Source organism: Paludibacter sp. 221, from assembly GCF_010501035.1.
Classification (GTDB): domain Bacteria; phylum Bacteroidota; class Bacteroidia; order Bacteroidales; family Paludibacteraceae; genus QVMH01.
The window spans coordinates 41,109-55,756 of record NZ_QVMH01000049.1; the positions used below are offsets into that span (position 1 = coordinate 41,109).

11 protein-coding genes are annotated in these 14,648 nt (G+C 42.7%); 8 read left to right on the forward strand and 3 right to left on the reverse strand.

From position 1 onward, the window contains the following. Positions 1–259: 259 nt before the first annotated feature. Together D0T49_RS10605 and pbpC are read left to right on the forward strand one after the other, a co-directional pair. A complete protein-coding gene (locus tag D0T49_RS10605; RefSeq protein WP_163631193.1) occupies positions 260–1,312 on the forward strand; it encodes a YbjQ family protein in 1,053 nt (350 codons plus the stop codon). Between the two features lie 470 nt (positions 1,313–1,782). Next, positions 1,783–4,041 (forward strand): penicillin-binding protein 1C, encoded by a 2,259-nt coding sequence (gene pbpC, locus D0T49_RS10610; protein WP_163631220.1) that lies wholly within the window; start codon positions 1,783–1,785, stop codon positions 4,039–4,041. Positions 4,042–4,291: 250 nt separating this feature from the next. Here pbpC and D0T49_RS10615 read toward each other — a convergent pair whose 3' ends face one another. The 3 genes from D0T49_RS10615 to xerD form a co-directional block, all read right to left on the reverse strand. Next, complete coding sequence (locus D0T49_RS10615; RefSeq protein ID WP_163631194.1) at positions 4,292–4,969, reverse strand: RluA family pseudouridine synthase; 678 nt, start codon at positions 4,967–4,969, stop codon at positions 4,292–4,294. A gap of 187 nt (positions 4,970–5,156) precedes the next feature. Then, a complete protein-coding gene (locus tag D0T49_RS10620) occupies positions 5,157–7,601 on the reverse strand; it encodes a DUF5686 and carboxypeptidase-like regulatory domain-containing protein (RefSeq protein ID WP_163631196.1) in 2,445 nt (814 codons plus the stop codon). 14 nt (positions 7,602–7,615) lie between these two features. After that, complete coding sequence (xerD, locus tag D0T49_RS10625; protein ID WP_163631198.1) at positions 7,616–8,506, reverse strand: site-specific tyrosine recombinase XerD; 891 nt, start codon at positions 8,504–8,506, stop codon at positions 7,616–7,618. A gap of 290 nt (positions 8,507–8,796) precedes the next feature. Here xerD and D0T49_RS10630 point away from each other — a divergent pair, with 290 nt between their 5' ends. The 6 genes from D0T49_RS10630 to D0T49_RS10655 all read left to right on the forward strand — a co-directional run bounded on the left by D0T49_RS10630 (position 8,797) and on the right by D0T49_RS10655 (position 14,220). Beyond that, positions 8,797–9,459, forward strand: a complete 663-nt coding sequence (locus D0T49_RS10630) for a 2-C-methyl-D-erythritol 4-phosphate cytidylyltransferase (protein ID WP_163631200.1) — start codon at positions 8,797–8,799, stop codon at positions 9,457–9,459. A gap of 361 nt (positions 9,460–9,820) precedes the next feature. Beyond that, positions 9,821–10,627 carry a pyrroline-5-carboxylate reductase gene (gene proC, locus D0T49_RS10635; RefSeq protein ID WP_163631202.1) on the forward strand — a complete coding sequence of 269 codons (807 nt, stop codon included), beginning with the start codon at positions 9,821–9,823 and terminating at the stop codon, positions 10,625–10,627. 49 nt (positions 10,628–10,676) lie between these two features. Next, positions 10,677–11,510 carry a Bro-N domain-containing protein gene (locus tag D0T49_RS10640; RefSeq protein WP_163631204.1) on the forward strand — a complete coding sequence of 278 codons (834 nt, stop codon included), beginning with the start codon at positions 10,677–10,679 and terminating at the stop codon, positions 11,508–11,510. A gap of 3 nt (positions 11,511–11,513) precedes the next feature. Further along, positions 11,514–12,062 carry a helix-turn-helix domain-containing protein gene (locus D0T49_RS10645; RefSeq protein WP_163631206.1) on the forward strand — a complete coding sequence of 183 codons (549 nt, stop codon included), beginning with the start codon at positions 11,514–11,516 and terminating at the stop codon, positions 12,060–12,062. A gap of 53 nt (positions 12,063–12,115) precedes the next feature. Beyond that, entirely contained in the window at positions 12,116–12,493 is a 378-nt protein-coding gene (locus tag D0T49_RS10650) for a four helix bundle protein (protein ID WP_163631208.1), read from the forward strand. Positions 12,494–12,564: 71 nt separating this feature from the next. Beyond that, the gene (locus D0T49_RS10655) at positions 12,565–14,220 is read left to right on the forward strand and encodes an AMP-binding protein (protein ID WP_163631210.1); all 1,656 of its coding nucleotides are present in this window, start codon (positions 12,565–12,567) and stop codon (positions 14,218–14,220) included. The last annotated feature ends 428 nt before the right edge of the window (positions 14,221–14,648 follow it).

Here is a 14,648-nt window from a genome sequence, read left to right on the forward strand (position 1 = left end):
CTTAATAAAAACCTTATTTTCAAACAATAACCTTAGTAACTGATATAGCCGGCCAATAATAACCTTATTACCTTATTTTGGGCGGTAATTTGATAGTAGCAAATTTGCTTATTTTGCTTTTGGAACAGCTCCGGCTACCGCACGATTATATCGTGTGGTATCTCAAAGCCTTTTTCTCGCCTTGCCACGCGAAAGATTCGTGCGGTAGCGAGGGGAAAGAAAAATAATAAATAAAAATAACTTCAAAAAGATGCTAATTATGAATAAAATAACCATAACGACAACAAATTCCATAGAAAACTCGACTATTCAAAAATATATAGAACTAATATCGACAAATGTAGTCGTAGGTACTAATTTCTTTTCCGATTTTGGAGCATCATTCACAGATATATTTGGAGGTTTTTCCAATACATATCAAAATAAATTACAACGGATTTATAAAATTGCTATTTCGAATTTGAAAGAAGAGGCTTTTCGTTTGGGCGCAAATGCAATTGTTAGTTTGAAAGTTGATTTTGATGAGATATCAGGAAAAGGTAAATCAATGTTCATGGTTTCGGCTGTAGGAATGGCTGTTTCTGTAAAATACACAAAAACAGATTTATCTCAATTGGAACTTGGTTCTACACAAATTTCTTTTAATCAATTAGAAAAAGAAATTACAAAAAGATTGATTGTTAAACAATTGGAGAAGGGAGAATTGCCAACTAAAGAGCAATGGGTTTATTTAATGAGTAACCCTATAGATGAGATAATTCAAGATTTACTTAAAAACTATTTAGAATTATCTGATAATCATGAGTATTTGGACGAAAGAAAGAAATTGTTGCAAGAAAATTTTGCTGAATACATTAAGCAAACAAATCCGGACATCGCTATTAATACATTATACTCGAATATTTCTCTTCATTTTAAAAAAATATGGAATTTGTTGAATAGGACTAACCTATTTTCTCCTCAAAATATATTGAATCTTATAGAAGAAAATAATTTGAAAATAGCTATAAAATGTTTAGCTATAAAAAAAGAGTTTTATACTAAAGAAGATTTGCTTTTAATGAAAAAGATAATTGACCATATAGATTCTTTACCGGATACGGGAAAAATTGAATTTTCGAAAGACGGGTTGTTATCAAAAGAAAAAGAACGATATATATGTCAGGATGGACATAAAAACAATCTTGAATTTAAGTTTTGTTTGGGCGACGGTTGTGGAGTAAATATAAAAGGACTAAAAGAAGATGACTGCCGACTAATAGAATCTTATAGATTGAAAGTGGATTCATTAGATTTTTTGATAAACGGCTAAGGTCTCACTTCCGGCTGCCGCACGATTATATCGTGTGGTATTTCAAAGCCTCTTTTTTTGCCTTGCCACGCGAAAGATTCGCGCGGTAGCGAGGGGCGATTACTAAGGTTTGTCAATAAAATAAGGTGCTTAATAAAAACCTTATTTTCAAACAATAACCTTAGTAATTTTGATACAGTCTGATAATAATAACCTTATTACCTTATTTTGGGCGGTAATAATTTGATAGTAGCAAAATTNTCCGGCTGCCGCACGATTGTATCGTGTGGTATCTCAAAGCCTCTTTTCTCGCCTTGTCACGCGAAAGATTCGCGCGGTAGCGAAGAGACGAAGTAGCGATGGCAGTAGTATTAAATATCACTTGCTTTTACGAGCAACATACAGGTAAACACCTGCGCGAGCGAAAAAGAAAATAATTTATTTTGAAGCATCATCGTATTAAAAAACAATCAATAATCAGGATAGCAATCATGGGGGTGGTTGCTATTTTGTTGGTGCTGTATATTTTCAGTTTACCGAGGGTGCTGTTTGATGTGCCGTATTCCACTGTTGTGACCGACCGCAACGGCGAGTTGCTCGGAGCACGTATAGCCGATGATGAGCAATGGCGTTTCCCGATGAGCGATACTGTACCCGCGAAGTTTGAAATGTGCTTAACGGAGTTCGAAGACCGCTGGTTTCGCCGTCATTGGGGGGTTAATCCTTTGGCTGTGGGGCGTGCTCTGGTGCAAAACGTAAAGGAGAGACGGGTGGTAAGCGGAGGTAGTACCATTACTATGCAGGTGATTCGCCTGTCGCGCAACAAACCGCGTACGCTCTGGGAAAAGATGATTGAAGCTATACTTGCCACCCGCTTGGAGTGTCGGTATACGAAAGACGAGATACTTGCCCTTTATACCGCCCATGCGCCTTTTGGGGGTAATGTGGTGGGGCTGGATGCTGCATCGTGGCGTTATTTTGGCCGACGGGCCGACAGGCTCTCGTGGGGCGAGTCGGCTACGCTGGCTGTGTTGCCTAATGCTCCGGCTATTGTTCATTTGTCTAAAAACAGGGAGGCATTGCTTGATAAGAGGAACAGGCTTCTCGCACGGCTTTTTGAAAAAGGGGTGATAGACCGCACGACTTACGAACTGGCACTGAGCGAGGGTTTGCCGCAAGAGCCATACCCTTTGCCGCAGGTAGCTCCTCACCTTGTAGCCCGTATTCATGCCTCACGCAAGGGGGAGCATTGCGTTTCGGCACTTGATAAAAATATTCAGGTGCATATCGAGGAATTGCTCGAACGGCGTAATGCCGATTTCTCGCGAAGCGGTATAAATAATATGGCTGCGGTAGTGATGGATGTGAGAACCAACGAAGTGATTGCTTATTGTGGAAATGTGAATTTTGGCGAGGATAAATGGGGTAATCAGGTGGATGTGCTGCAGGCTGAGAGGAGCACAGGCAGTATATTGAAACCTTTTCTGTACGAAGCCATGCTGCACGAAGGGGAGATTCTTCCGCGCACCCTCATTCCCGATGTGCCGGTGAACATTAATGGTTTCTCCCCGCAGAATTTCAATCTTGGTTACGAGGGTGCTGTGCCTGCTGCCGATGCCGTGGCACGGTCGCTGAATATCCCGCTGGTGTATATGCTGCGGCAGTTTGGAGTGCCTAAGTTTTACGATTACCTGAAACAGAATGAAGTGGCCGATTTGCCTCGTGCGGCTTCGCATTACGGACTGTCGCTCATATTGGGAGGGGCTGAGGCTGAACTGATTGAGATAGCCAACGCATACTCTAATATGGCGCGCACGCTGCTGGGTTTGGAAAGCTCGCATTATAAATTGCTTATAAAGGAAGAAGCACGGAGAATAAGCACTACCTTCGACGCGGGGGCAGTGTGGCAGGTTTTCGATGCTATAAAGGAGGTAAACCGCCCCGAAGAAATAGACTGGCGCAGCATCTCCACCATGCAAACCATTGCGTGGAAAACGGGCACAAGCTACGGTTTTCGCGATGCGTGGGCGGTAGGTGTAACTCCCCGCTATGTGGTGGGCGTGTGGGTGGGCAATGCTTCGGGCGAGGGCAAGCCCAACCTTACGGGAGCGCGTACGGCGGGCCCTGTGATGTTCGATATTTTTGATTTTCTTCCGTCGTCGGCATGGTTTCAGTCTCCTTCGGGCAAGTTTATCGAGGCGGAAGTTTGCCGTCGGTCGGGGCAGCTTAAAGGGCGTTTTTGCGACGATGTGGATACTGTTTTGTTGCTTCCTGCTGCTTTGCGTACGGATGCTTGCCCTTATCATGTGCGTGTAAACCTGACGTATAATGAGCGTTTTCGGGTGTACGAACATTGCTTGGGCGAGGAGAGTGTAGTATCGAAAAGTTGGTTCGTACTGCCCCCTGCGTGGGCGTGGTACTATAAGCAGCACAACCCCGGCTATAAGGCTTTGCCGCCTTTCAAGGCCGGATGCGGTGCCGATGTATATAACCCCATGCAGTTTATATATCCGGCGGGGAATACTACGGTTCATCTGACAAAGCAGTTGGACGGCACTGCCGGCGCAGTTACCTTTGAGCTGGCACATTCCAAACCCAATGCTACTGTTTTTTGGCACATCGACAATGAATACGTGGCTTCGACCACCGATTTTCATAAGCTCACCGTAAGCCCGCAAAAAGGAAATCGTTCTATAACAGTGGTGGATAATGAAGGTAATACGCTCTCGGTAAGTGTGGAGGTAAAGTAGTGTCTGAATGTATGAGGTATGTATATAAAAAAAGAAAGGTTGTCATCACGACAACCCAACCTTTGTTAACCTTAAATCTAATACCATGAAAAACACATTGCAAATGTAAGGTATATTTTTATGTTGTGCAACATGTTTTTTGGGTTTTTGTATGATTTTGACAAAGTTTAACTTTTCGATGTTTGTTGAGTTCAAAAAAATTCTGTACGACAGATTGCAAAACGGGCATACAGACAGATAATCCCCGGTTTTACATTTCGATGGGGAAAACACTCCATAGTTTCTCATCTTCGGGTACGGGGGCGGTGATTTGTATCAACTGTTTTGATACGGGATGAGTGAATTCTACCGACCGTGCGTGCAGGTTAATGCCTCCGTTGGGGTTGGAGCGTGGAAATCCGTATTTCAGGTCGCCCTTGATGGGGCAGCCTATTTTTGCCAGTTGAACGCGTATCTGGTGATGCCGTCCTGTCTCAAGCGTAACTTCCAGCAGATTGTAATTGTCCGAGCGTGCTATGAGCTTGTAGCTTAGTATGGCTTTTTTACTGTTTGGCTTTTCGGTGTCGTAGGCTGTGGATTTGTTCTGCTTTTCGTTACGGGTGAGGTAATGGGTTATGCGTGCTTCCGGTTCTTTAGGAGCTTCTTTTACTATAGCCCAATAGGTTTTTTTTACTTCCTGATTGCGAAACATATCGTTGAGTCGTGTAAGTGCTTTGCTGGTACGTGCAAACAGCACTACACCGCTTACAGGGCGGTCGAGCCGGTGGGTAACTCCCAGAAAGACATCTCCCGGCTTATTGTACTTTTCTTTTATATAGGCTTTTACGGTTTCCGAAAGGGGGGTGTCGCCTGTTTTGTCGCCCTGCACTATTTCCGACGAGCTTTTGTTTACGGCTATAATATGGTTGTCTTCGTAAAGAACGGTCATTTCTTTCTGTTTAATTAGTTTAATGTTTTTGATACCGGCGGCAAAGATAGTAAATAGCTGCGAGTTACAAATTATGGGCTATAAGTTAATAGTGAACAGTAAGAGCTAAGGAGTAGGGGGGTAAAGACAAAAATGGAGTAAAAGTATAAAGTGCTTACCTCTCACTCCTCATTCCTTAGCTCTTTTTTTAAAAAGCTAATCGCAGCCCTACGCCTACCCGCCAAGGCTGTATGCCTTCGTACAGGTTGGTAAAACGCCAGTTGAGCTGTATGGTAAATACACGCAGCAGGTTGGTAATGCCTATTGTCCCTTCTACGTAGGGATGTTGCATTTTTTTCATGTAATGCGGTATTTGCGGAAAATCGAGAATATCCTTGTGCCTGTCGGATAAATCTCCTACAGCCACTTTTATGGCTATGAGTTCGCGCAGGTTCAGGTGCTTTATAAGTGGAATGTTGTTGAAAAGCAGTCCGTTGAAGATAAATTCGTTGTTTATCGATATGTATTTATCGAACGCAAATTCGAGAAACTCCATCTGGTTGAAGTTATAGAAACTGATTCCGCCCGGTGTGCTTCCTGCCGGTATTTCCAGCAGCGGATAGGGTACTTTGCCAAATACCCATCCGGCTTTTGCCATATAGTCCCACTGGCCTATGTTGAGCTTTACTTTCTGTTTTATCGTGCCGATAGCCTTGCCGTAATAATGGTTTGTGCCGTTTATCTGGTATTGTCCGGCTTCGAGTATGGCGTACACTACGGGTCGCCTGTTGCCTATGTACAGCCGTTGCAAGTGGTCTTCGTAGCTCTTCTCTCTGGACGAAAAACGGGTTGCTAATGTTACCGATTGCTGGTTGATATAGGGCATTTCGTTGCCGTCAACCGTTATTGGGAGACAACTGTTTGCGAGCAACTTATGGTGCCGCAGGTAAAGGGATGATTCGATATTCTTGTTCCAGTCGTTTGTGATGAATAGCGACCACTCTTTGCGCGGGTTCATTTTTCGCCCCGACCTGAAAGAGAATATCGTATTTATGGCATCTTGGTCGCCCTGATTCCAAGGGTCTTCTCTGCCTATGAAATCGTTGTAATTATAGTCAATACGCCGGTAGTCATCGGTGTATGATATGCCGATAACACGCCGTTTTTCGGTGGGCAGGCGGAAGTGGGCAAAGGCGGAGTATTTTATTTCTTTGTTGCGAAATCCGTAGCCTGCGTATCCTCCTATCGAAATGTTTTTCCACAAGTGTTCGTTTGTTCGCACAGGGACGTTCAGCCGTACTCCTTCGATGTCGGTAAGCCTAATGACCTGTTGCAAGCGTCCTACGTCGATAACTCCTACGCGTACATAGCTCGTAATGGCAGCATCGGCTATCCATTTGGCTGTACGCATGAGCGGCGTGTTGTCCATTTGTTGCAATCTTTCGTCCAGCGTTTCGGTGCTGTGTTGGCTTTGTGCAAAATTGTCGGCTTGCAGTTTCACGGAGTCAGAAAGTACTGTTTGTGTGCTTTGCTTAATGAAAAGCTCCGGCTTGGTACGGAGTGTGTCTGAGATGAACTCATAATTCATGCTCATGGTAAGGTCGTTTAAGCTCTGCACCCAATATTGGTTTGGCAGCGGTTCAAACTCCTGCTTTACCGACAAGCCGTGTACGAAGTTTATGTTTGCCCGCCGTGGCAGTTCGCCCTCGAAATAGGTAAGGGCAAGCGATGTGGAGTCGAAACGGAATTTTCCGTTCAGTGCAAGGTTTTTAGGGTTTTTTGTTCTGAAATGTATTTCGTACTCTTTGCCCGTAGCGGTGTTGGTGCTGTCGGCCAGATAAAAATTGTAGTAAGAGTTGCCTATGTTTGAGAGGGGGCTTATAATGCTTTTGCCGAACATGGATACGGAATTGTTGTAAAAATTCATTTCCGATTCTATTCCCCCTGTTATTTGTGCTATAAGGTTTTCGGTAACTTGGGGCGAGGAGAATTTATTTTTCGAGAGCTGTTTTTTGCCTTTGGGCGTAATCTGGTATTTGCTCTCGGCCATATACAACGGCACGGTGAGCGATGAGTCGCTCCCGCTCAGGTTCCCTTTTTTAAATTGCTCGTACAGCCGCTTGTTGGTCGATTTTTCTTCTATTTTGCTTATCAGTACCAAGCTCTGTTCGGTGCTTTCGGCGCTGTATTCGGGCAGGTTGGTAATGTCGTTCGCTTTGCGTTGCAGGCGTATTCGTTTCATCCATTCCAGTGCGGGGTTTACGCCCGGATAAACAAATACGTCGGAAATCCATGTGTTTTCTTCCGTCAGTTCGATATTGAGGTAAACGGGTACTCCGGGCTTTATTTTTACTTCTTTTGTTTTGTATCCTACAGATGAGAATACTACCACCTTTTCGGGTTGCCACGAGCGGATTATGAAATAGCCCTCGTCGTTGCTGATTGCCCCTTTGTTGGAGTTTTTGAAGTAGATATTTACATAGGGGATAGGTGTTTTGTCGTATTTATCCACTATCTGCCCGGTTACTAAAGTTTCGGTTTGTGCCGATAACAAAAATGGTACGAGAAGTAAAAGCAAAAGAATAAGGCTCCCGAAACTTTCGGGTAAAATTTTTCTTATGGCAGGGTGGTTTGTTTGCTTACTTCTTTTCATCGAAAAAAACGGACTTATTTTTTATTCATTGGGTGATACTCCAAAATGGTTTGTCGTAAATATTGAACATCGATGTGCGTATAAAGTTCAGTTGTAGTTATAGATTCGTGTCCCAACAGTTGTTGTATGGCACGCAGGTTTGCCCCGTTTTCCAACAGATGCGTGGCAAACGAGTGGCGGAATGTGTGCGGGCTCACGTTTTTTTGTATTCCGGCTTTTTCGGCCAAGTCTTTTACAATGGTGAAAATCATGGCACGCGTAAGCCCCTTGCCCCTGCGGTTGAGGAAAAGCGTGTCTTCGTGCCCTTTCTGAATGCCCAGCATATTGCGGTCGTACTTCCAAAGTTCTAATTGCTGTATAGCTTGTGGCGACAGGGGCACAAGGCGTTGTTTGCTTCCTTTGCCCTCTACCAGCATATATCCCTCGTCGATGTAAAGGTTGGAGATGCGCAGGTTTACCAGTTCCGATACCCGCAGCCCTGAGCCGTACAGTACTTCGACGATGGCTTTGTTTCGTTGCCCTTCGGGTTTCGACAGGTCTATAGCTGCCACAATTCGGTCTATCTCGTTGATAGACAGCACTTCGGGTAGGTGTAGTCCTATTTTGGGGCTTTCCAGAAGTTGGGTTGGGTCTTCTTCTATCACGTTGCGGTAGATAAGGAAATGATAGAACGACTTTATACTCGACAATATGCGTGCCTGCGAGCGTGGATGAATCCCTATATCGCTTATTTCGACAATGAAATCTCTCAGATGCTCCAGTTTTGCCTCTTCCGGCTTAATATGGGCCTCGTCCAAGTACTCCAGCAATTTTGATAAATCGCGCTCGTAAGCCAGAATGGTGTTTTCCGAGAGCGATTTCTCAAACTTCAGGTATAGATGATATTCGTTTTGAATAGAGAGCATATAAATAGTTACAAGAAATAAGTTACAAGTGTTTTATTATCTGAAGATTAAAAATAACATACGTCATTAATTCTTACTTGTCTTTACTGTCAGAAATATTTGTAAACTATGTTTTTTTGAAAGCGCAACAAAGATACGAGATTTAAAATGAATGATTAATATTTGATTTTGAATACCATAGAAAGATTATGATTTTTTGTATTTTATATTTGTTATTGCAAGCCCTTGTGTTAAAGTCAGAATAACCTTACATTTGTCTCTATAATCATACTTTTTTCGATACTATATTTATGAAAAAGACAGTAATCATAGTAGCGGGCGGCAAGGGGGAACGGATGAACGCCAGTATTCCCAAACAATTTATCGAGCTGAAGGGAAAACCCGTATTGATGCATACTATCGAGGCATTTTACAGCTACGATAATGCTATCTCTATTATTGTAGTATTGCCTCTTTTGCAAATTGAGTATTGGGAGGACTTATGCAAAAAACACTCGTTCGGAATCAAGCATCTTGTAGCCAAAGGGGGGGCGACCCGTTTTCATTCGGTAAAAAATGGGTTGAGTATGGCAGACGCTTCTTCGCTCGTTGCCGTGCACGATGGTGTACGCCCTTTGGTAAGTCACGAAACTATCTCGCGCTGTTTTACGGAAGCCGAAAGGTGCGGTGCTGTTATTCCCGTAGTGGATATGGTAGATAGCATACGCCGTGTGGAGGGGGAAAGTAACTTTGCGTGCGACCGTTCGCAATTCAAGTTGGTGCAGACACCGCAGGTTTTCGATGGCAAATTGCTTAAAAATGCTTACGAACAGGAGTTTTCCGATTCGTTTACCGATGATGCTTCGGTTGTAGAGTCGGCAGGAGCAAAAATACACTTGGTGCAAGGCAACCGCGAGAACATCAAAATAACCACTGCTTTCGATTTGACTATTGCCGGAGCTTTCCTGTCTTGATTCTTCGTTTCATGGAGTTTATCGTTGTTTGGTTATTTATTCTTTTGCTACCACGCAAATTTTCCTTGTGATATATAAAACAGGCAATTACATCAAATTTTCCTTGATTTATTATTTAATCCCCTTTCGTAGCCATAGCTAATAGCCTGTCCGGCTGGAGGACGAAGAAAACTAAGAACTCTCCCTAAATCCCTCTCTCAAAGAGAGGGACTTGAAGACTGTAGAACGAAAGAGCAATATCTGATGAACTTGGTGTTTAAAATATAATTTTGATGCGGTAACCTTATCGCTATTCGCTACCCGTTACTTACTTCCAACTTTTTATTATCTTTGTTGACCGGATAATGAAAAACGGAACATTATGCAAACAACAGAACTTAAAGTGGCTATTATCGGTGCGGGAAATATGGGTGGAGCCATTGCCCGTGGGATGGCTGCAGGTAAACTTATCCCAACTAAAAACATCTACGTAAGCAATCCCTCGCAAGAAAAGCTCGACAGATTGAAGGATGATTTCCCCGAAATAAACGTCTCTACCTCGAATGTGGAAACCGCACGGGGTGCCGATATTATTATTTTTGCAGTGAAGCCGTGGTATGTAGAGTCGGTAATAAGCGAAATAAGGCATCTGGTAAATGCGGGGAATGAGATTTTCATTTCCATTGCTGCCGGTGTTTCGCTAACCGATTTGTCGAAATGGTTTGATGTTTCCAATACCATTATTTTTCGTGTAATACCCAATATAGCCATTGAGATAGGTCAAAGCGTTTCAACAATCTCGTCGCTAAATGCAAGCCCCGAACAGCAAAAACTGGTGGTTGATATTTTCAGCGAATTGGGGAAAACATTCGTAGTGCCTGAGTCGCAGATGAATGCTTTTATGTCGCTTACCTCGTGCGGAATAGCTTTTGCGTGCCGTTACATCCGTGCCGCTATGGAAGGCGCAGTGGAGATGGGTATTTACCCTGATGTGGCAAAAGAGGCGGTGATACAGACTTTGCGGGGTACTATCGGGCTGCTCGAGGCTCCCGGGTCACATCCCGAAGTGGAAATAGACAAAGTGACTACCCCCGGTGGAATCACTATAAAAGGGCTAAACGAAATGGAGGCAAACGGATTTACCAATGCCGTGATAAAAGGACTGAAGGCTTCCGGCTTGAATAAATAGATAATATAGTTTTTTGAAAAAAAGAATATGATTTTTTAATTTTTTGTAAGTGACACAAGAATCAACTATAAAACTTTTTGATGATAAAAAAATACGGGTTCATTGGGATGATGAGTCCGAAGAATGGTATTTTTCGATTGTAGACATAGTTGGAGTATTAACTGAAAGTGCAAATCCGAATAATTATTGGAAAGTACTTAAAAATAGGCTTTTGAAAGAAGGGAGCCAGTTGGTTACAAATTGTAACCAACTGAAAATGCAATCGCGTGATGGAAAGTATTACAAAACAGATGTTGCTGATACAGAACAAGTTTTGCGTCTTATTCAATCAATACCATCTCCTAAAGCCGAGCCATTTAAACTTTGGCTTGCGCGTGTCGGTAATGAAAGGATAGAGGAAATAGAAGACCCTGAAATTGGTATCGACCGCCTGATGGAAATTTATTTGCGGAAAGGATATTCTAAGGAATGGGTAAACCAACGTCTGAAAAGTATTGAAATAAGAAAGGAACTGACAGACGAATGGGAACGAAGAGGCGTGAAGAAAGGTCAGGAATATGCAATATTAACGGATGAAATTACAAAAGCTTGGAGTAGTCTTACTACAAAACAATACAAATGGTTGAAGGACCTTAAGAAAGAAAATCTTCGGGATCACATGACCAATTTGGAGTTGGTGCTTAATATGTTGGCAGAAGCAACTACTACAGAAATATCGAAAGAAAAAAATCCTCAAACATTTGATGAAAATAAGGCTATCGCAAAGCAAGGAGGCACTATTGCCGGAAATACGAGAAAAGAAATAGAGGAGAAAACAGGAAAGCCGATTATATCAAACTTGAATGCAAAGCAACTTGAAAATAAAGATAAAAAATCAAAATAATATATGAACGACCAGATTAAGCAAATAGCAGAACGCTTGCGCGGATTGCGCGACGCGCTCGACTTAAATGTTGAAGATGCCGCTGCCAAAATAGGCATTGATAAAGCGGAATACGAGAAATATGAATCGGGAAATTCCGATATACCGATGAACTTCCTTTTTCAGGTAGCGCAAACGTTTGGTGTGGAAATATCGGCACTTATTTCGGGCGACGAAGCCCATGCCAACGCCTATTTCGTAACACGCAAAGGTACGGGCGTAAAGGTGGAAAGGACTAAAGCGTATAAATACCAGGCGTTGGCACATGGTTTTCGCAATGCCAAGGCAGAGCCTTTTGAAGTTACCGTAGAGCCTAATGATAACCCTGTTTATCTGAATACTCATCCGGGACAGGAGTTTAACCTGATACTGGAAGGAACTATGTTGCTGAATGTTGCGGGCAACGAAGTAGTGCTGAACGAAGGCGACAGCATTTATTTCGACTCGACCAAACCACACGGAATGAAAGCGCTGAATGGAAAAAAGGTACGATTTCTGGCGGTGATAATGTAAGAGTAAGAAAAGAATGGGAAGAAATAAATGAAGTAAATGAAATAAAAGAATTTATGGAGAATAAAGGCAAAACTAAGTCATTTGAAGAATTAGTTGTTTGGCAAAAATCACATGAGTTTGTTTTGAGCATTTATAAGATAACAAAGAATTTTCCAAAAGAGGAAAACTTTGTTTTAACTTCCCAATTAAAAAGAGCCGCTATTTCTATTTCGGCAAACATTGCCGAAGGATACAAAAAACATGGTACTAAAGATAAAGTCCGTTTTTTTAATATATCTCAGGGTTCACTTGAAGAATGCAGATACTATTTAATTCTTGCAAGGGATATTGAATATATTACATTACAGGAATATGAAATGCTTAAAAATTTATTAGGTTCAACAAGTTATATGTTGAATGCCTATTCTAAAACAATACAGGAAAATATGTAAATTGAGATTCAGGCTATTATTCTCTTATTTCTTTTTATCCGTTTACATTCCTTTTATTCATTTTTAAAATTATGCTCGAAAAGTATTTAAAACAAACGGAGTTTACCGGTTGGGAAGACTTCAAGGAAAATTATAAATTAATCATACCTGAGAACTTTAATTTCGGGTACGATATTGTGGATGAGTGGGCAAAGAAAGAGCCCAACAAAAAGGCTCTGCTCTGGACTAACGACCAAGGCGAGTGCCGTGAGTTTACCTTTGCCGAAATGAAGCACCATACCGACCAGACGGCTTCTTATTTCCAAAGCCTCGGTATAAAAAAAGGCGACATCGTGATGGCGATACTCAAACGCCGTTATGAGTTTTGGTTTACTATCATTGCCCTGCACAAGATTGGTGCGGTTATTATCCCTGCCACCCACTTGCTTACCAAGAAAGACCTTGTTTACCGTAACAATGCGGCCGATATAAAGGCCATTATAGCCGTAGGCGAAGAACCGATTATTTCGCATATTAACGATGCCATGCCCGAATCGCCAAGCGTAGAGATGCTTATATCGGTGGGCGAGATAGTGCCCGAAGGCTGGCACGATTTCCACGAGGGCATTGAGAACGCTGCTCCTTTCACCTCTATGCTGGGTGTGAACCGAAACGACGACCCGCTTATCATCAGCTTCACATCGGGCACTACCGGAAACCCGAAGATGGTATTGCTGGACTGTCTGTATCCGCTTGGGCATATCATCACAGCCAAATACTGGCACAATCTGCACGAAGATAGCCTTCACCTGACTATAGCCGATACCGGCTGGCTCAAGGCTGTGTGGGGAAAACTATACGGGCAATGGATAGTAGGAGCATGCGTGTTTGTGTACGACCATGAGAAATTTGCTCCTGCCGATATGCTGGCAATGATTCAGAAGTACCGCATTACATCGCTTTGCGCACCCCCCACCATCTTCCGTTTCCTCATACGGGAGGATGTTACCAAATACGACCTTTCGTCGCTCGAATATTGTACTATTGCGGGCGAAGCGTTGAATCCGGCTGTTTACGAGCAATTTTACAAGCTTACAGGTATCAAACTGCGCGAGGGTTACGGCCAGAGTGAGACTACCGTGAGTATCTTTACTTCACCTTGGGTAGAGCCTAAGCCCGGCTCAATGGGGTTGCCAAGTCCGCATTACGATATCGACCTGTTGACGAACGATGGTCGTTCGGCCGAAGTAGGGGAGCAGGGTCAAATCATTATCCGTACCGACAAGAATTATCCTCCGGGACTGTTCAAAGGATATTACCGCAATTCGGAGCTTACTTACGAGGCGTGGCACGACAATATATACTATACGGGCGATGTGGCATGGCGCGACGAGGATGGTTACTTCTGGTTTGTAGGGCGTGCCGATGATGTGATAAAAAGTTCGGGTTACCGTATCGGGCCTTTTGAGGTGGAGAGTGCGCTTATGACGCATCCGGCAGTAGTGGAATGTGCCATAACCGGAGTGCCCGACGACATTCGCGGACAAGTGGTGAAAGCTACTATTATCCTTGCAAAAGACTATAAAGACAAGGCAGGCGACGAATTGGTGAAAGAGATACAAAACCATGTGAAGAACGTAACCGCGCCTTATAAATATCCGCGTATTGTGGAGTTTGTAGATGAACTCCCGAAAACAATCAGCGGAAAAATCCGCCGTACAGAAATACGTGAAAAGGATAAGAAGTAAGAAACTATTTTGATTTTTACAAATATTTTTAGCTCAGTACATGACAAAAAGCTAATATATTATGCGTTCATACAAAGAGAGGCTGTCTCAATGCTTTGGGAGACAGCTTCTTGTTTCTTATATAGTAGCAAAATACAGATAATTAAATACATAATTTCTTATTGGATGTGATATGTAATAGCTATTTGCTTCATTGTTAAATATTTGTGCTTAAAAAACAAAGCCCTTACTTTTGTTCTCACATTCTTCGGGCAAAAATGAGGAATGATTTAGTTAGCTACAAGTTATCAGCTACAAGCTATAAGTCTTGTCCTTTATCTTTTTTAATACAATATGACTTTTTCTCAGCAAATACCACCTCAAAAAAATACTTTTGCAAACGTTAAAATGTTTGCAGTTATCTCTATTTTATTAGAGAGAGAGAGAGA